Annotated in this window: 17 protein-coding genes; 16 read left to right on the top strand and 1 reads right to left on the bottom strand. The window is 68.8% G+C overall.

Translation table 11 applies throughout. From position 1 onward, the window contains the following. The first annotated feature begins 165 nt into the window (after positions 1 to 165). The 4 genes from H0B43_RS27695 to purU all read left to right on the top strand — a co-directional run bounded on the left by H0B43_RS27695 (position 166) and on the right by purU (position 5,106). Entirely contained in the window at positions 166 to 2,631 is a 2,466-nt protein-coding gene (locus H0B43_RS27695; protein ID WP_185724998.1) for an FAD-dependent oxidoreductase, read from the top strand. Next, complete coding sequence (locus H0B43_RS27690) at positions 2,628 to 3,254, top strand: cyclodeaminase/cyclohydrolase family protein (RefSeq protein WP_185724999.1); 627 nt, start codon at positions 2,628 to 2,630, stop codon at positions 3,252 to 3,254. The genes H0B43_RS27695 and H0B43_RS27690 overlap by 4 nt, the downstream gene beginning before the upstream one ends. After that, on the top strand, positions 3,251 to 4,144 hold the full coding sequence (locus tag H0B43_RS27685; protein WP_185725000.1) for a bifunctional 5,10-methylenetetrahydrofolate dehydrogenase/5,10-methenyltetrahydrofolate cyclohydrolase: 894 nt from the start codon (positions 3,251 to 3,253) through the stop codon (positions 4,142 to 4,144). The genes H0B43_RS27690 and H0B43_RS27685 overlap by 4 nt, the downstream gene beginning before the upstream one ends. Positions 4,145 to 4,257: 113 nt before the next feature. After that, entirely contained in the window at positions 4,258 to 5,106 is an 849-nt protein-coding gene (purU, locus tag H0B43_RS27680; RefSeq protein ID WP_185725001.1) for a formyltetrahydrofolate deformylase, read from the top strand. Between the two features lie 69 nt (positions 5,107 to 5,175). Here the strand turns inward: purU and H0B43_RS27675 are convergent, their stop codons facing one another. Next, positions 5,176 to 5,847: a GntR family transcriptional regulator gene (locus H0B43_RS27675; RefSeq protein ID WP_185725002.1), complete on the bottom strand. Its 672-nt coding sequence runs from the start codon at positions 5,845 to 5,847 to the stop codon at positions 5,176 to 5,178. 112 nt (positions 5,848 to 5,959) lie between these two features. Here H0B43_RS27675 and glyA point away from each other — a divergent pair, with 112 nt between their 5' ends. The 12 genes from glyA (at position 5,960) to H0B43_RS27615 (ending at position 17,911) form a co-directional block, all read left to right on the top strand. Then, positions 5,960 to 7,285 carry a serine hydroxymethyltransferase gene (gene glyA / locus H0B43_RS27670; protein ID WP_185950084.1) on the top strand — a complete coding sequence of 442 codons (1,326 nt, stop codon included), beginning with the start codon at positions 5,960 to 5,962 and terminating at the stop codon, positions 7,283 to 7,285. After that, complete coding sequence (locus H0B43_RS27665) at positions 7,285 to 8,520, top strand: sarcosine oxidase subunit beta family protein (RefSeq protein WP_185729778.1); 1,236 nt, start codon at positions 7,285 to 7,287, stop codon at positions 8,518 to 8,520. Before glyA ends, H0B43_RS27665 begins: the two co-directional genes overlap by 1 nt. An 18-nt stretch (positions 8,521 to 8,538) precedes the next feature. Further along, complete coding sequence (locus H0B43_RS27660; RefSeq protein WP_185725003.1) at positions 8,539 to 8,817, top strand: sarcosine oxidase subunit delta; 279 nt, start codon at positions 8,539 to 8,541, stop codon at positions 8,815 to 8,817. Continuing rightward, a complete protein-coding gene (locus H0B43_RS27655; RefSeq protein ID WP_185725005.1) occupies positions 8,814 to 11,675 on the top strand; it encodes a 2Fe-2S iron-sulfur cluster-binding protein in 2,862 nt (953 codons plus the stop codon). The genes H0B43_RS27660 and H0B43_RS27655 overlap by 4 nt, the downstream gene beginning before the upstream one ends. Beyond that, entirely contained in the window at positions 11,668 to 12,261 is a 594-nt protein-coding gene (locus H0B43_RS27650; RefSeq protein WP_185725006.1) for a sarcosine oxidase subunit gamma, read from the top strand. The genes H0B43_RS27655 and H0B43_RS27650 overlap by 8 nt, the downstream gene beginning before the upstream one ends. Positions 12,262 to 12,335: 74 nt before the next feature. After that, a complete protein-coding gene (folP, locus tag H0B43_RS27645; RefSeq protein ID WP_185725007.1) occupies positions 12,336 to 13,235 on the top strand; it encodes a dihydropteroate synthase in 900 nt (299 codons plus the stop codon). Further along, positions 13,232 to 13,912 (top strand): aminotransferase class IV, encoded by a 681-nt coding sequence (locus tag H0B43_RS27640; RefSeq protein ID WP_185725008.1) that lies wholly within the window; start codon positions 13,232 to 13,234, stop codon positions 13,910 to 13,912. Before folP ends, H0B43_RS27640 begins: the two co-directional genes overlap by 4 nt. Positions 13,913 to 14,064: 152 nt before the next feature. After that, positions 14,065 to 14,478, top strand: coding sequence for a glycine cleavage system protein H (locus H0B43_RS27635; protein ID WP_185725010.1), 414 nt, complete (start codon positions 14,065 to 14,067; stop codon positions 14,476 to 14,478). Positions 14,479 to 14,482: 4 nt separating this feature from the next. After that, entirely contained in the window at positions 14,483 to 15,865 is a 1,383-nt protein-coding gene (locus H0B43_RS27630; protein WP_185725011.1) for an L-serine ammonia-lyase, read from the top strand. 1 nt (position 15,866) lies between these two features. Then, on the top strand, positions 15,867 to 16,553 hold the full coding sequence (locus tag H0B43_RS27625; RefSeq protein WP_185725012.1) for a hypothetical protein: 687 nt from the start codon (positions 15,867 to 15,869) through the stop codon (positions 16,551 to 16,553). 214 nt (positions 16,554 to 16,767) lie between these two features. Then, positions 16,768 to 17,259, top strand: coding sequence for a pentapeptide repeat-containing protein (locus tag H0B43_RS27620; RefSeq protein WP_185725014.1), 492 nt, complete (start codon positions 16,768 to 16,770; stop codon positions 17,257 to 17,259). Positions 17,260 to 17,389: 130 nt separating this feature from the next. Continuing rightward, positions 17,390 to 17,911: a DUF4188 domain-containing protein gene (locus H0B43_RS27615; RefSeq protein ID WP_185725015.1), complete on the top strand. Its 522-nt coding sequence runs from the start codon at positions 17,390 to 17,392 to the stop codon at positions 17,909 to 17,911. The last annotated feature ends 37 nt before the right edge of the window (positions 17,912 to 17,948 follow it).

Here is a 17,948-nt window from a genome sequence, read left to right as displayed (position 1 = left end):
AATTCAGGGTTGACCCGTTATCGAACGCACACCTACTGTGTTGATATATCAGTTGTCGATGACGATCCGATTTCCATTCCCGCACATTTCGCGATTCGCAGATCTTTCCGAAACCGCACCCGCACTTCGCCGCACACCGGCACCCACCCAACCAGGAGGACCATCATGGGGTCACCCCGCGTAGTGATCATCGGAGCCGGCATCGTCGGCGCGAATCTGGCCGACGAGCTCACCGCTCGCGGCTGGAATCGGATCACGGTTCTCGACCAGGGACCGTTGCCGCTCACCGGAGGCTCCACGTCGCACGCACCGGGCCTGGTGTTCCAGACCAACGCGTCCAAGACGATGACCGAGTTCGCCCGGTACACGGTCGAGAAGTTCGTCGGACTCGACGTCGACGGGCAGTGGTGTTTCAACCAGCTCGGCGGACTCGAGGTGGCCACCACCGAAGAGCGCCTGGCCGATCTGCACCGCAAGCAGGGCTGGGCCACGTCCTGGGGCATCGAGGGCGCCGTCCTGGACCCGGCCGAGTGCGCGAAACTGCACCCGCTGCTCGACGAGAAGCGGGTCCTCGGCGGCCTGTACGTGGAGACCGACGGCCTCGCGAAGGCCTCCCGGGTCGTCGTCGCGCTCGCCCGCCGCGCCGAGGCCCGCGGAGCGGTGTTCCAGGGCTCGACGAAAGTGATCGGCATCGAGCAGGCCGGCGGCAGGGTCACCGGCGTCGCCACCCCGGACGGGGTGATTCCCGCCGACATCGTCGTCTCGTGCGCCGGCTTCTGGGGTCCCGACGTCGGCGCGATGGTCGGCATGGACGTTCCGCTGCTCCCCCTGGCACACCAGTACGCGAAAACCGCGCAGATTCCCGAACTCGTCGGCCGCAACACCGAACTCGCCGAGGCGGGATTCCCGATCCTGCGCCACCAGGACCAGGACCTGTACTTCCGTGAGCACGTCGACCGCCTCGGCATCGGCTCTTACGCCCACCGCCCGATGCCGGTGAACCTGCGCGACCTGGCCGACAGCAGCGGCGACGTCTCCGACGCCGACATGCCGTCGATGCTCCCCTTCACCGACGACGATTTCGCCCCGTCCTGGGAGCAGAGCAAGCTGCTGCTGCCGTGCCTCGAATCCGCGGAACTCGAGCACGGTTTCAACGGGGTCTTCTCGTTCACCCCGGACGGCGGTCCGCTGATCGGGGAGTCCCCCGACGTCGCCGGATTCTGGATCGCCGAGGCCGTGTGGGTCACCCACTCCGCCGGCGTCGGCCGCGCCGTCGCGCAACTACTCGTCGACGGCCGCTCCGAGATCGAATTGCACGGCTGCGACGTCCACCGCTTCGAGGACGTCCAGATCGCACCCGACTACGTCAGCGAGACCTCGCAACAGAACTTCGTCGAGATCTACGACGTGCTGCATCCGCTGCAGCCCAAACAGTCACCCCGCGACCTGCGGGTGAGCCCGTTCCACGTCCGCCAGAAGGAGCTCGGTGCGGTGTTCCTCGAGAGCGCCGGCTGGGAGCGCCCGCACTGGTTCGAGGCCAACGCGCATCTGGTGCAGCAGCTTCCGGCCGAGTGGCAGCCGCCGGCGAGGGAGCCGTGGGCCGCGCAGTTCCACTCCCCGATCGCCGCGGCCGAGGCCTGGAAGACTCGAACGTCGGTGGCGATGTACGACATGACCCCGCTCGAGCGGCTCGAGATCAGCGGCCCGGGAGCGCTCGCGCTGCTCGACCGGCTCACGACCGGCAAGATGGACAAGTCCGTCGGGTCCGTCACCTACACCCTCGCCCTCGACGACGCGGGAGGCGTGCGCAGCGACCTCACCGTCACCCGAATGTCCGACACCGTCTTCCAGGTCGGCGCCAACGGCCACCTCGACCTCGACTACTTCCGCCGCCAGGCCCCCGGCGACGGCAGCGTGTCGGTCCGGGACATCACCGGCGGCACCTGCGGCATCGGGTTGTGGGGTCCGCGGGCCCGGGACCTGGTGCAGGCACTGAGCAGCGACGACTTCTCCAACGAGAACTTCAAGTACTTCCGATCCAAGCAGGTCCGGATCGGCGGTGTGCCCGTCACCGCAATGCGCCTTTCCTACGTGGGCGAACTCGGCTGGGAGCTGTACACCTCCGCCGACAATGGTCTGCGTCTGTGGGACCTGCTGTGGGCGGAGGGGCAGAAGCACGAGATCATCGCCGCCGGCCGGGCCGCGTTCAACAGCCTGCGGATGGAGAAGGGCTACCGCTCCTGGGGCAGTGACATGACCACCGAGCACAACCCCTACGAGGCCGGTCTCGGCTTCGCCGTCCGGTTGCAGAAGGGCGACTTCCGCGGCCGCGACGCTCTCGACGGCATCTCCGACGAGACCGTCGAGCGGCGCCTCGCGTGCCTGATGATCGACGACCGGCAGTCGGTGGTCCTGGGCCACGAACCCGTCTTCGTCGACGGCGAACCCGCCGGATACGTCACCAGCGCCGCCTTCGGCCACACCGTCGGGGCCCCCATCGCCTACGCCTGGCTTCCCGCCACCGCGACCGTCGACACGACGGTGGAGATCGAGTACTTCGGGCGCCGCATTCCCGCCACCGTCGTCGCCGAACCTCTCGTCGACCCCGAGATGAAGAAGATCCGGTCATGACCATTCGAGACGACACGATCGCCGGTTTCCTGGACTCACTCGCCGCCCGGACCCCCGCGCCGGGCGGCGGCGCGACCGGCGCGCTGCACCTCGGCCAGGCAGCCGCGCTGGTCTCGATGGTCGCCCGGTACACCACCGGCACGAAGTACGCCGACCACGGTCTGCTCGTCGAACGCATCTGCGCCGGCGCGGATGCGTTCCGCGAGAAGGCCCTGCAATTCGCCGACGACGACATGGCGGCGTTCACTGCCGTGATCGACGCCTACCGGCTACCGCGGGGCACTGACGACGAATCCGCCTCGCGCACAGCGGCGATCGCCTCCGCTCTGGCCGGAGCCGCCGCCGTTCCCGCCGAGGTGGTGGTCGCAGCAGGCGAGGTGGTCGCACTCGCCGACACGCTGTTGCCGGTGGCGAACCGCACCGTCGTCAGCGACGTCGCGGCCGCCGCCGAGGCTGCCCGCGCAGCCGCCACCACCGCCCGCGTCAACATCGAAGTGAACCTGCCCGGCATCACCGATGCAGACACCCGCCGTGCCCTCACCGAGTGCGTCGCCGGTGTCGACGCGATCCTCGAGCGCGCCGACTCCGTCACCACACGAGTACGAAAGCAGCTGAGTTCATGACCCGAAGCCTCGGCGGCGCCGAACTCGCCGCCTCCATCCGCAACGACGCCTCCGTCGCCGCCGCCGCCCTGGCCGACCTCGGTATCCGGCCCACGTTGGCGGTGGTCCTCGCCACCGACGACGAATCGACCGCGTGGTACGTGCGGTCCATCGCATCCGCCGCGAAGCGCACCGGAATACTGTGCAACATAGTCGATCTCGGACCATCAGCAACGACCGAGCAGATCCGCACCACGCTCGTCGAACTCGGCCACGACCCCGACGTCCACGGAATCATCCTCCAGACACCCCTGCCGGACGGCACCGACCTCGATGCGCTGCGCGAGGCGATCGATCCCGCCAAGGACATCGACGGCGCCAACCCGGTGAGCCTCGGACGCCTCGTCGCCCGCCTCCCGGCGTTCGCACCCGCCACCGCGCAGGCCGTGATCGCACTCCTCGATCACCACGGAATCCCCGTGCACGGCAGGACCGCCGCCGTCGTCGGACGGTCGACGGTCGTGGGAAGCCCTGCGGCGCACCTGCTCGTGCAACGCAACGCGACGGTGACCGTCTGCCACCGGCACACCGCCGACCTGGCCGCCGGCACCCGTGACGCCGAGATTCTCGTCGTCGCGGTCGGGATACCCGGTCTGATCGCGGCCGAGCACGTGGCCGAGGGTGCCGTCGTGATCGATGTCGGAACCACGGCCACCGACGACGGGCAGCTGCTCGGTGACGTCGACGCCGCCGCCGTCGACGGTCGGGCCGGCGCGCTGACTCCGGTTCCCGGAGGGGTGGGACCGGTGACCACCGCACTGTTGCTCAATCACACCGTCGACGCTGCCGCGACCCAGTACGCCGAGACCCGGTCGAACGCCCTCCTGACTGGGTCCCGCAGCAGCGGCTGACTCACGCTCCACCCCTTGACCCGTTCGTCCCGCCTGAAATAGCATGGGCCCATTCTGATATATCAGTTCGCTCGGACTGACACCTCAATAGGTCCGGCATCGAGGAGACCCACATGACCCAGACCTTCACCCTGACGCTCAGCTGCGCTCAGCGTCCCGGGATCGTTCACGCAGTCAGCTCCTTTCTCTTCGAGCAGAACTGCGATATCGCCGAGCACCAGCAATTCGACGACACCCTCAGCGACGCCTTCTTCCTCCGCACGTCGTTCGTGTCGGCAGAAGACGTCGACATCGAGCGCCTCACCGAGGAATTCCAGAGCGTCGCAGCGAAGTTCGGCATGACGTTCACCGTCAACGGCAGCGACCTGCCCCGCGTCATCGTCATGGTCTCCAAGATGGGCCACTGCCTCAACGACCTCATCTTCCGCTGGCGAGCGGGCAACCTCGGCGCCGAACTCGTCGCCGTCGTCTCCAACCACGAGGTCCTGCGACCGATGGCCGAGGCCGCCGGGCTGCCGTTCGTCCACGTCCCCGTCACCCCGGCCACCAAGCCGCAGGCGGAGGCCCGGCTACTCGAACTGGTCGAGGAATTCGACGCGGATCTCGTGGTCCTCGCCCGGTACATGCAGGTGCTGTCGGACGACGCGTGCCGGGCGCTGCGCGGACGGGCCATCAACATCCACCACTCGTTCCTGCCCGGCTTCAAGGGCGCCAAGCCCTACCACCAGGCATTCGATCGCGGCGTCAAGCAGGTGGGCGCCACCGCCCACTACGTCACACCCGACCTGGACGAGGGCCCCATCATCGAGCAGGAAGTCATCCGCATCGACCACACCTTCGACCCGGCGCGACTCGCCACGGTCGGGCAGGACGCCGAAGCCCTCGCACTGTCCCGGGCCGTGCGCTGGCACTGCGAGAACCGGGTCCTGCTCCACGGTCACCGGACGGTCGTCTTCAGTTGAGGCGGCTCCGCCGCCCGTGCGCCTTTTTGGTACCCCCTGCTACCAGAAAGGCGCACGGGCGCGAAGCACCTACAGCAGGTCGCGGATCGCCTGCTCGAAGCCGGTGACGTGGGCGAGGGTGAGCGCGGAGGCGGTCTCCCCGTCGCCGTCGACGATGGCCCGCAACAGTTCCGCGTGCTCGCGGACGTGGCTCGCGACGTCGGGCAGTCGGTCGAGGAACAGGCACCAGATGCGGGTGGCGTGGGCGTCGAGGCTGACGAGGATGTCTTCCAGGTGCGGATTGCCGGACGCCCGGTAGATCTCGCGGTGGACGCGCACGTCATAGCGCAGGACGTCCCGCGGATCCTCGGTGTCGCTGATCTCGGCGATCTCGTCGGCCAGTGCCGACAGTCGCGATCGCGCGTCCTGCGATGCGGTCCGCGCCGCGCGGGCGGCGGCGTTGGGTTCGAGTTGCTTGCGAATTTCGGAGATGTCGGCGAGATCGGTCATGTCGACGGCGGTGGCGAACGTTCCGCGGCGCGGGTAGGCGACGACGAGACGCTCCCGTTCGAGCCGCTTGAGAGCCTCCCGCACGGGGGTACGGCCGAATCCGAGTTCTTCGGCGAGGCGGTCGTCGTTGATCGGCTCGCCGGGCCGGATGTCCAGCATGACCAGGCGTTCACGCACGATCTCGTACGCGCGGTCGGCATTGGTACCGCCGTTGGATGCCGTGTCCGCGATCGATGAATGCGCCAGGCTCATGTTCCGTCTCCCTGATATTCCGGAGCTATTGACGTTGTTCGTTCCTGACCTTACTCTATTTTTCAGTTGATATATCAGTTCGAAGTCAACTGACCTTCCAGAAAGGCGAACCATGACCGTGGACACCGCAGGCCGCACCGAATCGGCTGCAGCGAACCCGACGCTGACCCATTCGCTCGCCGACCTCGACCCCGCCGTGCACCAGGCGATCGCGGCCGAACTCCAGCGCCAGCAGGGCACGCTGGAGATGATCGCCAGTGAGAACTTCGCCCCGCTCGCGGTGATGCAGGCGCAGGGGTCGGTACTGACGAACAAGTACGCCGAGGGCTACCCCGGTCGCCGCTACTACGGTGGCTGCGAGCACGTCGACGTCATCGAGCAGCTCGCCATCGACCGCCTTACCTCGCTGTTCGGCGCGAAGTTCGCCAACGTGCAGCCGCATTCGGGTGCGCAGGCCAACGCCGCCGCGATGGCCGCGCTCCTGCAGCCCGGCGACTCCATCCTCGGCCTCGCCCTCGCCCACGGTGGTCACCTCACGCACGGAATGAAGCTGAACTTCTCCGGCAAGCTCTACGATGTCGCCGCCTACCACGTCCGCGAGGACGACCACCTCGTCGACATGGACGAGGTCGAGCGCCTCGCCCGTGAGCACCGTCCGAAGCTGATCCTGGCCGGCTGGTCCGCCTACCCCCGGCAGCTCGACTTCGCCCGGTTCCGCGCCATCGCGGACGAGGTCGGCGCCTACCTCATGGTCGACATGGCGCACTTCGCCGGCCTCGTCGCCGCGGGGCTGCACCCCTCCCCCGTCCCGCACGCCCACGTGGTGACGTCCACGACGCACAAGACCCTCGGCGGCCCCCGCGGCGGCGTCATCCTCACCAACGACGAGGCACTGGCGAAGAAGTTCAACTCCTCGGTGTTCCCGGGACAGCAGGGCGGCCCGCTCGAGCACGTCATCGCCGGCAAGGCGGTGTCGTTCAAACTCGCCGCCGAGCCCGAGTTCCGCGAACGCCAGGAACGCACCCTGGCCGGCGCGAAGATCCTCGCCGACCGCCTCCTCGAGGACGATTCCCGCGACGCCGGAATCAACGTCGTGTCCGGCGGCACCGACGTCCACCTGGTGCTGGTGGATCTGCGCGAGTCCGAACTCGACGGCAAACAGGCCGAGGACCGGTTGCACCGGGTCGGAATCACGGTGAACCGCAACGCCGTTCCGTTCGACCCCCGCCCGCCGATGGTCAGCTCCGGTGTGCGGATCGGCACCCCAGCCCTCGCCACCCGCGGTTTCGACGAGGAGGCCTTCGCCGAGGTCGCCGACATCATCAGTTACGCCCTGCGCCCGGCCACCGACGAGGCCGCTCTCGACGACCTGCGCGCCCGTGTCGACGCCCTCGCCGCCCGGTTCCCGCTCTACCCCGACCTCACGGAGGCGAACTGATGACTGCCACCCAGCCACCCGGCGCCCACCTGCCCGACCACCCCGACTTCCTGTGGCGTAACCCGGAGCCGAAGAAGTCGTACGACGTCGTGATCGTCGGCGGCGGCGGGCACGGCCTGGCCACCGCCCACTACCTGGCGAAGAACCACGGCATCACCAACGTCGCGGTGCTGGAGAAGGGCTGGCTCGCGGGCGGCAACATGGCCCGCAACACCACCCTGATCCGGTCGAACTACCTGTGGGACGAGAGCGCGAAGATCTACGAGCACGCGCTGAAGCTGTGGGAGGGGCTCGAGGACGATCTCGACTACCCGATCCTGTTCAGCCAGCGCGGCGTGCTCAACCTCGCGCACAGCCTGCAGGACGTCCGCGACAGCGTCCGCCGGGTCGAGGCCAACAAGCTCAACGGCATCGACGCCGAGTGGGTCGGGCCCGACGAGGTGAAGAAGCTGTGCCCGCTGGTGAACATCTCCAGCGACATCCGCTACCCGGTGATGGGTGCGACGTACCAGCCGCGGGCCGGCATCGCCAAGCACGACTACGTGGCCTGGGGATTCGCCCGCCGCGCCGACGAGGCCGGCATCGACATCATCCAGAACTGCGAGGTCACCGGGTTCGTCACCGACGGCAACAAGGTCACCGGGGTGCGCACCAGCCGCGGCGACATCGCGGCAGGCCAGGTCGCGTTGTGCGCGGCGGGGCACACCTCGACGCTCACCGACATGCTCGGCATCCGCACCCCCGTGCAGTCCCACCCGCTGCAGGCGCTGGTCTCCGAACTGCTCGAGCCGGTGCACCCGACCATCGTGATGTCCAACGCCATCCACGTGTACGTCTCGCAGGCGCACAAGGGTGAATTGGTGATGGGCGCCGGCGTCGACTCCTACAACGGGTACGGCCAGCGCGGCGCGTTCCACATCATCGAACGGCAGATGGCGGCGGCGGTCGAGTTGTTCCCCGTCTTCGCCCGCGCCCACCTGCTGCGCACCTGGGGCGGCATCGTCGACGTCTGCCCCGACGCCTCGCCGATCGTCGGCCGCACGCCCTACGACAACGTGTATCTCAACTGTGGTTGGGGCACCGGAGGTTTCAAGGCCACCCCGGGGTTGGGCTGGTGTCTGGCGGACACCATCGCGAACGACGAACCGCACGAGTTCATCGCGCCGTTCAGCCTCGACCGGTTCGTCACCGGCGCCCTCGTCGACGAGCACGGCGCCGCAGCCGTCGCCCACTGAGCGGAAGGAGAACACACCATGCAACTCATCGAATGCCCGTGGTGCGGGTCCCGCGAGGAAACCGAGTTCCACTACGGGGGCGAAGCCCACGTCGTGTACCCGGACGATCCCGCGTCGCTCAACGACGAACAGTGGGCGCACTACGTGTTCTTCCGCGCGAACCCGAAGGGTCTGTTCGCGGAACGATGGAACCACAGCGCCGGCTGCCGGCGCTGGTTCAACGCCGTCCGCGACACCGCCACCTACCGATTCCACAGCGTCTACCGCTTGGACGAGCAGAAGCCGACGATATCGTGAACGCACCCTTCCGCACCCGCCAGGGCGGTCGCATCGACCGTGACACCTCCTACACCTTCACCTTCGACGGCCGGGACCTGACCGGCCACCCCGGTGACACCCTCGGCTCGGCGCTGCTCGCCAACGGCGTCCACCAGATCACCACCAGCATCAAACTCGGCAGGCCCCGCGGCATCACCGCGGCCTGGGCGGAGGACACCGGCGGCCTCGTCCAGCTCGAGGAGCCGTTCCCCGAGCCGATGCTGCTCGCCACCACCATCGAACTGTTCGACGGTCTCGTCGCCCGCGGCATCCCCGGCCAGGGACGGCTCGCCGCCATCGCCGATGCGGCAAAATACGATGCCACGCACGTCCACACCGACCTCCTCGTCGCCGGCGCAGGCCCAGCCGGTCTCGCCGCCGCCCTCACCGCGGCCCGGGCCGGCGCACGAGTGGTGATCGTCGACGAACAGAACGAGGCCGGCGGCGCCCTCCTCGGCTCCACCGATCTCATCGACGGCGCCCCTGCGCTGGACTGGGTCGCGGCCGCGGTCGCCGAACTCGCCACCTACCCGGATGTGCTGCACCTGCAGCGCACCACCGCATTCGGCAACTACGACGACGGCTTCGTCCTCGCGCTGCAGCGTCGCACCGACCATCTCGGCGTCGAGGCCCCCGCCGCACTGAGCCGTCAGCGTGTCTGGCGGATCCGCGCCCGGCACATCCTCGTCGCCGCCGGAGCGCACGAGCGTCCCGTCGTCTTCACCGACAACGACCGCCCCGGCATCATGCTCGCGCACGGCGCCCGCACCTTCCTGCACCGCTACGGCGTGAAGGTCGGCGAGCAGGCCGTCGTGTTCACTACCAACGACAGCGCCTACGAAGCCGCGATCGACCTGCACGACGCAGGCATCCGCGTCAACGCAATCGTCGAGGCCCGCGATCAGGCACCCGCACACTGGCAGGCCGAGTGCGATGCCCGCGGCATCGCGGTCCGCACCGGATCGGTGGTGTCGGGCACCCGCGGCAACGGCCGGGTCAGCCACGCCCTCGTCACCAACCGCACCGGCGACACCGGCACCGCGATCCCCCTCGCCTGCGACGTCCTGCTGGTCAGCGGCGGCTGGAACCCGGCTGTGCACCTGTTCTCCCAGGCCCGCGGCAAGCTCCGCTACGACGAGAACCTCGGCGCGTTCGTTCCCGGTGAGGACCTGGACGGCGTCTCCGTCACCGGCTCCGCGGCCGGGATCCTGAATCTGCCCGGGTGCCTGCGCGACGGGCAGAAGGCCGGGCAGTCGATCATGACCGACCTGGGCTTCACCGTTCCGGACCGGACGATCGACGTGACGATCGGAGAGGAATCCGCACCGTCGGCTCCGCTCGTGCTGTGGCGGGTGCCCGACGTCGCCGGTGAGGACACACAGTTCGTCGACGTCCAGCGCGACGCGACGGTCGCCGACCTCTCCCGCGCCGTCGGCGCCGGAATGACGTCGATGGAGCACATCAAGCGCTACACGACCATCGGCACCGCACACGACCAGGGCAAGACCTCCGGCGTGATCTCGTCCGGCATCACCGCCGAACTGCTCGGCCGCCCGATCGAGACGCTGGGGACCACCACGTTCCGCCCGCCCTACACCCCGGTCGCGTTCGCCACCCTCGCCGGCCGCAGTCGAGGCACCCTCTTCGACCCCGAACGGGTGACGGCACTGCACGATTGGCACGTCGGCCGCGGCGCGGTGTTCGAGGACGTCGGCCAGTGGAAGCGTCCCCGCTACTACCCGCTCCCCGGGGAGGACATGGACGCGGCGGTGCTGCGCGAGTGCGCCGCCGTGCGCCGCAGCATCGGCATCCTCGACGGCTCCACCCTCGGCAAGATCGACGTCCAGGGGCCCGACGCCGGGGTGCTGCTCGACATGCTCTACACGAACATGATGAGCACCCTGAAGGTCGGCATGGTCCGCTACGGCGTCATGTGCGGCGTCGACGGCATGGTCATCGACGACGGCACCGTGATGCGCCTGGCCGACGACCGATACCAGGTCTTCACCACCACCGGCGGCGCCGCGAAGATCCTCGACTGGATGGAGGAATGGCTGCAGACCGAATGGCCCCATCTGAAGGTGCGGCTCACCTCGGTCACCGAACAGTGGGCCACGTTCCCCGTCGTCGGACCGAAATCGCGCGACGTGATCGGCGAGGTCTTCCCCGACCTCGACGTCAGCAACGACGCGTTCCCGTTCATGGCCTGGCGCGACACCGCCCTCGGCGACCTGCACGTGCGGGTGGCCCGGGTCAGCTTCTCCGGAGAACTCGCGTACGAGGTCAACGTCAACGGCTGGCACGCGCCCGCCGTCTGGGCACGCCTGATCGCCGCCGGCGAGAAGTTCGACATCACCCCGTACGGCACCGAAACGATGCACGTGCTCCGCGCCGAGAAGGGCTACCCGATCATCGGCCAGGACACCGACGGCACCGTCACACCCCAGGACCTCGGTATGGGCTGGGCGGTGTCGAAGAAGAAGCCCGACTTCGTCGGCAAGCGCTCGTTCGCCCGGGAGGAGAACCAGAACCCGCTGCGCAAGCAATTCGTCGGACTGCTGCCCCTCGACAAGCAGACCGTGCTGCCCGAGGGTGCGCAGATCATCGAACACCGCCCCGACGGCGTCCTGCCGCCCCCGCCGGTCCCGATGCTCGGCCACGTCACCTCCAGCTACCTCAGCGCCGAACTCGGCCGGCCGTTCGGCCTCGCCCTGGTCAAGGGTGGCCGGGCCCGCGTCGGTGACACCCTGCACGTCCCGGTGGACGGTCAATTGGTGGCCGTGGAGGTCACCGGTTCCGTTCTCGTCGATCCCGAAGGAGCACGCCGCGATGGCTGACACCCTCGTTCCGCTCAGCCCCCTGCACGGCTGGGACCAGAAGTTCTCGGTGCTCCCCGACTCGGTGAGCATCGCCGAGGAACCGTTCGTCGCGACGGTCGATCTGTGGGTGGATCCGACAGGCCCCGGTGGCGCTGCTGCGGCCGCCGTCCTCGGCGTCGAACTGCCCACCACTCCGTCGACCCGTGTCGAGAGCGGCGCGATCACCGTCATCTGGCTCGGCCCGGAGGAATGGCTGATCACCGCCCGATCCCAGTCCCCCGAGGAACTCGAGGACGCGCTGCGCACCGCGGTGACCCCGCACGGCGGCGCGGCGATCGACGTCTCCGCGCAGCGCACCACCGTGCGCCTGCGCGGGGCCCACGCCCGCGACGTCCTCGCCAAGGGCTGCTCGCTCGACCTGCACCCCCGGGTCTTCGGTCCGGGTGCGGCCGTGCAGACGATGCTCGGCCTCGCCGGCGTCGTGCTGATCGCGCTCGACGACACCGGCACCGACTACCGCATCCTGGTGCGGGCGTCGTTCGCCCGGTATCTCGCGGAATGGCTGATCGACGCCGCCGAGGAGTTCGGCATCGATCCCGTCTGACGCGACAGTCCTCGGCCCGGTGGACGACATGGCGCCGTCCACCGGGCCGATCCCATCTGGAAGGAGTGCGTCGGATGGCCTCGTCCCCTGCTCTCATCGCGTCCCGCCCCGACCGCCTGCTCACCGCGCTCGCCGACGACGTGCCCGTGGTCTGCGGCATCGTCAACGTGACCCCGGATTCGTTCTCCGACGGCGGCCGGTACCTCGACACCGCCGCGGCCGTCGAGCACGGGTTGTCCCTCGCCGCGGAGGGCGCCGGACTTCTCGACGTCGGCGGCGAATCGACGCGGCCGGGGTCGCGCCCACCGTCGGTCGCCGAGGAGATCGACCGTGTGGTGCCGGTCGTCGCCGCCCTCGCAGAGTCGACGCCCGTCCCGATCTCCGTGGACACCTCGCGGCCCGACGTGATGCGCGAGGCCGTTGCGGCGGGCGCCTCGATGATCAACGACGTTCGCGCCCTACAACTTCCGGGCGCATTGCGCGCCGCAGCCGATCTGGACGTGCCCGTCTGCCTGATGCACATGCGCGGCGAGCCGGAGACGATGCAGAGATCTCCGGAGTACGACGACGTCGTGGCCGAGGTGCGCCGGTTCCTCGTCGAGCGGGTCGACTGCTGCCTGGACGCGGGCGTGCCGAACTCGCACATCATGGTCGACCCGGGGTTCGGATTCGGCAAGACGCTGGCACACAATCTCGAGCTGCTGTCGCGGCTGCCCGAGATCGCCGACCTCGGGCTGCCGGTGATGGCGGGGCTGTCGCGCAAGGGCATGCTGGGAGCGATCACCGGACGCGAGGTCGGCAACCGGCTCGCCGGGTCGGTCGCCGCCGCCCTCGTCGCCGCGCAGAACGGTGCGGCCGTCCTCCGGGTGCACGACGTCGCCGCGACCGTGGACGCGGTGTCCGTTCTGCGGGCGCTCGTATATCGTGGTTCCGCCCACCCGAGTCGCGCATCGAATCGAGCCTCCGCCCAGTGAACACCGCCGTCTCCGCCGCCGCCGGTCTCGCGACGATCGATGCGGCCGGGATCCAGCTGGTGGACGCCGCTGCTCAGTTGATGGAGACGATGTATCACGATCCGCGGACGGGACTGCGGCACGGGGAGCGACATCTGCGACGCCTGGCCCGTTCCGCGTCCGTGCTCGGGTACGAGTTCGGGGAACGAGGCATCCGGAGCCTTCTCGCGAGGCGACTGTCCGGCGTCGGCGCGGCCCGGGTCCGCGTGCGCCTGCACCGCGACGGCGCTGTGGACGTCGACGTCTTCCCGCCCCCGGTTGCGCCGTCGTGCGTGTCGCTCGTCCTCGACGACGAGCGTGTCGACTCCCGCGACGTCCTCCTCGGTCACAAGACCACCGTGCGCGAGCGGTACGACCGCAGGCGGCGCCGCCATCCCGAGGCCGACGACGTCGTGCTGGTCAACGAACTCGGGCACGTCACCGAGACCACGATCGCGAATCTCGCGGCCCGGATCGACGGCGTCTGGTGGACGCCGCCGTTGTCGTCGGGGTGCCTGCCGGGTGTCGAGCGGTCCTGGCAACTCGACCGCGGATTCATACGCGAGCGCATTCTCACACCGGGCGACCTCCTGGAGGCCGAGACGCTGGCCGTGACGAGCTCGCTCAAGGGCGTCCTGCCCGCTGCGCTCCGGCCGTAGCCACCCGTTTCCAGACGTTCTCTCGATCACCTCTTGACCCGCCCCCACACCTGACCTACCGTTATGGCTCAGACTGATATATCAATATCCGATCTGTTGGATCGCACGCGCGACGTCCGCGACGACTACGCCCGACTGTCAAAGGAAAAGGCATGAGATCTCGAAAGATTCCCTCGGATCGACGGTTCACGGCAACACACAGCTGGCTGGCCCTCGCACCGGGCCAGAACCTCTCCGACTATCCGCTGCGGGCCGGTGTCACCGACGCGGCGGTCGACGAGGTCGACGTCGTGAGCCTGGAACTTCCGGCGGTTCGCAGCACGATCGAGGCAGGTGCCCCCTGCGCCCTGGTGTGGTCGTCGAACCGGACCCCGATCACGGTGTACGCACCGATCAGCGGACTCGTCACGCTCACAAACGCCGACGTCCTCGCGAATCCGGCACTCGTCGCCGACGACCCGTTCCACCGTGGCTGGCTGTTCGCCGTCCTTCCCCTCCCGACGTCGTCGGCCTACGGACTGCTCACCCCCGCGCAATACGCCGGCGAACTCTGTGAGGCGATGTAACCCCATGACCATCAGCGTGTTCGACCTGTTCTCCGTCGGTGTCGGCCCCTCGAGTTCCCACACCGTCGGACCGATGCGCGCGGGCGCGCGGTTCGTCTCCGACCTCCGCGCGCTCGGTGCACTCACCGACGTGGCCGATGTCCGCGTCGACCTGTACGGCTCGCTCGCGGCCACCGGGGCGGGCCACGGCACGATGTCGGCGGTCCTGCTCGGACTCGAAGGGTATTTCCCGGAGACGATCGAGACCGAGGAGATGGAACGACGGCTCGACGAGATGCGCAGCACCGGGCGCATCCGGGTCGGCGGATCGCAGGAGGTCGCACTGGCCGAGGACGAGATCGTCCTCCACCCGCTGACGATTCTGCCGCTGCACCCGAACGGAATGACGATCACCGCGTTCGCCGCCGGGGGCGTCGAGATTCACCGCGAGACCTACTTTTCCGTCGGCGGCGGGTTCGTCGTCACCGAAGCGGAGAGCGCGGAGCCACCGGCTACCAGCACCGGCGGCATGTCGTTCGGGTCGGCGAAGGAACTCCTCGACGTCGCGGCCCGCCACGGCTACGCCATCAGCGACGTGATGCTCCGGTTCGAACGCGAAAAGCGGTCGACCGTCGAGATCTACGAACGGCTCCTCCATATTCGCGACGTCATGGTGGAATGCGAGAAGCGGGGGATCTCCCGTGACGGGATCCTGCCGGGCGCTCTGCGCGTGCGGCGTCGCGCACGGGACTGGTACCTGCGGCTGGATCAGGAAGACCCGCACCGCGATCCCGCCTTCGCCGAGGACTGGGTCAACCTCGTCGCGCTCGCCGTCAACGAGGAGAACGCATCCGGCGGCCGGATCGTCACCGCGCCCACCAACGGCGCCGCCGGGATCATTCCCGCGGTGCTGCACTACGCCGTCCACTACACACCCGCGGGCCGGGCCGATCCCGACGACACCGCGATCCGCTTCCTCCTCGCCGCGGGAGCCGTGGGATCGCTGTACAAGGAACGCGCGTCGATCTCCGGCGCCGAGGTCGGCTGCCAGGGCGAGGTGGGTTCGGCCGCCTCCATGGCCGCTGCCGGGCTCGCCGAAATCCTGGGCGGCACAACGGAACAGGTGGAGAACGCCGCGGAGATCGCGATGGAACACAGTCTCGGCCTCACCTGCGACCCCATCGAGGGACTGGTGCAGATCCCCTGCATCGAACGCAACGCGATCTCGGCGGGCAAGGCCATCAACGCCGCTCGCATGGCCTTGCGGGGCGACGGCACCCACCGGGTCAGCCTCGACCAGGTCATCGAGACGATGCGCTCGACGGGCGCGGACATGCTTTCGAAGTACAAGGAGACGTCGACCGGTGGTCTGGCAGTCAACGTTCCGGTCAACTATGTCGAGTGCTGACGTGATCACCGACGAACTTCGGCTTCTGCCCGCCCGCGCCGCGCAGTTCATTCGGCGGCACCGCGTCCACGAGGACTCCGCACCCGAGACGGGCTTCTCCGTTCTCGACGTCCTCGTGCACTGCGCCCCCGTCCGCGGCGATGCGTTCGTGGTCTTCCAGTTGCTGAGCCGACGCGCGCTACCGGGGTCCGGCATCCTGGACCGGGGCGCCCTGGACGACGCACTCGGCGTGCTCGATTCGTTCGCCGTGACCGAGGACGAATGCACGGAGACGTTCGGCCCGAACTGGCCGGACGTCATCGAGCACGCCGTCGACGCGGCGGCCCTTCTGCACGACCGCCTCCGAGAGCTGGGTGCGGCGAGTGGCACCGTCGACAGCCGCCGCAGGCTCGCCGCGTGGGCATGTGCCCGCGATGCGGCCTGGGCGAGCGGCCGGATCAAATCGTGGTATCGGGCTCAGGACGCCGCGTGGGAACGGTGCCACATGGACGAGCGGACACTGCGGGAGGACGAGCGGCTGTGCGCGAATCTCGCGACCGCCGTCCGTGATGCCGCGGCCGCCCTCGCGGTGGCCGATCTGGTCGGATCGGACGACTTCACCCGCTCACACTTCGAGACGTTGCTCGAGCCGTGGCGCCTCTGCTCACCCGGCGGCGCCAGTACGCGGACGCGAGCACTGCATCGGTGATCGCCCGCGGCAGGCCCGGAAGCCGGGGCGCCCGACAGACGCACCCGTTCTGTGCAGACGCACCCCTATTCGGGCCGCACAAGGGGTGCGTCTGCCGGGAAGGGGTGCGTCTGCACCAGCCCAGCCGGTGTCGCCGTTCCCCGTGCGGCGCAGTGCGCTCGGCACTATGTTCGGCGATGACGGTGCAGGTTTCTACGCGAGGGGGCAGTCCGGCATGAGCAGGACACATTTCACGGTTCGGACACTGGGCGCGGTGGCGCTGGCGGGAGGTGCCGCAGTCGCCGCGGGCGCGGGCACCGCCGCGGCGGATCCGCTCACCGAGATCAACGGCTGCACCATCGTGGCGAATCCGACGCCCGACGATCGCACGACGTGCCCGGGCGCCGATCTCAGTTTCGCAAATCTGGCCGGCGTGAACCTGAGCTTCGCCGAGCTGTCGGGCGCGAACCTGAAACGCGCGAACCTCACCGGCACCAATTTCGCTGCCGCGAATCTGTCGTACGCCGACCTGAGCGATGCAGACATCACCGGCACGAACTTCACTGATTCGCAGCGCAACGCGGTGATCCTGTACAGCACGGACATCAATATCTTCGGCACGATCATCGGCGACATGAACATCACCACCGAGCCCGAATGGTCGACCGAGGCACACGAGCGGGCACTCGCCTCAGTCGTCCCGGTGACGCCGACACCGGCCCCGTAACTCACCCCTGACAACCCAACCGGGCTGCGCACCGCGCGGTCCGGGTTTTGGCATGCCTGCACCCCTTGACATTGGATACTGTCACTATCCATTATTAGATAGTCTTGATATCCAGTCTTGGAGGCGTCCGATGACGACGATCGAACCCGCCCGTTCGACTCACCACTACGACGGCGAACTGGTGGTCTTCCTGATCGGGATGACCATCAACCGGCCGTGGCGACCCGATCTGTGGCTCCCGGCATTTCTGGCGATGCCGACGATGCTGCGGGAACTGTCCGAAGACGAAGCGTCGGGCCTGATGGGCTACCGCCTGACGTTCGGGTGGCGCGGCCCGACGGTGATTCAGTACTGGAACTCCGTCGACAAGCTGTACGCCTACGCCGGCGACGGCAATGCGAAGCATCGTCCGGCGTGGGCCGCGTTCAACCGGCGGGCCCGCAAGGCACCCGGCGCGGTCGGCGTCTGGCACGAGACCTATCCGGTGAGCCGCGCCGAGTCGGTCTACGTCGGTGCGCCGGCGATGGGCCTGGCACGTGCCACCGCCCGCGTCCCCGTCTCACAGAAGTTGAGCCGTGCCCGAAACCGGCTGTCCCGGCCGACGTCCACGCCGCCGCGGAGGGACTCTCGCCGGGACCCTTCGAAGCCCTGATCCCCCGCACCCTCCTGCAGATCGTCTTTCTGTCGGC

The organism is Rhodococcus sp. 4CII, from assembly GCF_014256275.1.
In the GTDB taxonomy this organism is placed as follows: Bacteria; Actinomycetota; Actinomycetes; order Mycobacteriales; family Mycobacteriaceae; genus Rhodococcus_F; species Rhodococcus_F wratislaviensis_A.
The sequence above is the reverse complement of the archived record's forward strand: the minus strand, read 5'-3'. Positions and strand labels throughout refer to the sequence as shown.

Bases quoted from the DNA above. Each gene is read 5' to 3' on its own strand.
- H0B43_RS27665 (WP_185729778.1), top strand. From the start codon at position 7,285: ATGACTGCCACCCAGCCACCCGGCGCCCACCTGCCCGACCACCCCGAC.
- H0B43_RS27675 (WP_185725002.1), bottom strand. From the start codon at position 5,847: ATGAGCCTGGCGCATTCATCGATCGCGGACACGGCATCCAACGGCGGT.
- H0B43_RS27620 (WP_185725014.1), top strand. From the start codon at position 16,768: ATGAGCAGGACACATTTCACGGTTCGGACACTGGGCGCGGTGGCGCTG.
- H0B43_RS27630 (WP_185725011.1), top strand. From the start codon at position 14,483: ATGACCATCAGCGTGTTCGACCTGTTCTCCGTCGGTGTCGGCCCCTCG.
- H0B43_RS27660 (WP_185725003.1), top strand. From the start codon at position 8,539: ATGCAACTCATCGAATGCCCGTGGTGCGGGTCCCGCGAGGAAACCGAG.
- H0B43_RS27635 (WP_185725010.1), top strand. From the start codon at position 14,065: ATGAGATCTCGAAAGATTCCCTCGGATCGACGGTTCACGGCAACACAC.
- folP (WP_185725007.1), top strand. From the start codon at position 12,336: ATGGCCTCGTCCCCTGCTCTCATCGCGTCCCGCCCCGACCGCCTGCTC.
- purU (WP_185725001.1), top strand. From the start codon at position 4,258: ATGACCCAGACCTTCACCCTGACGCTCAGCTGCGCTCAGCGTCCCGGG.
- H0B43_RS27685 (WP_185725000.1), top strand. From the start codon at position 3,251: ATGACCCGAAGCCTCGGCGGCGCCGAACTCGCCGCCTCCATCCGCAAC.
- H0B43_RS27695 (WP_185724998.1), top strand. From the start codon at position 166: ATGGGGTCACCCCGCGTAGTGATCATCGGAGCCGGCATCGTCGGCGCG.
- H0B43_RS27690 (WP_185724999.1), top strand. From the start codon at position 2,628: ATGACCATTCGAGACGACACGATCGCCGGTTTCCTGGACTCACTCGCC.
- H0B43_RS27615 (WP_185725015.1), top strand. From the start codon at position 17,390: ATGACGACGATCGAACCCGCCCGTTCGACTCACCACTACGACGGCGAA.
- H0B43_RS27650 (WP_185725006.1), top strand. From the start codon at position 11,668: ATGGCTGACACCCTCGTTCCGCTCAGCCCCCTGCACGGCTGGGACCAG.
- glyA (WP_185950084.1), top strand. From the start codon at position 5,960: ATGACCGTGGACACCGCAGGCCGCACCGAATCGGCTGCAGCGAACCCG.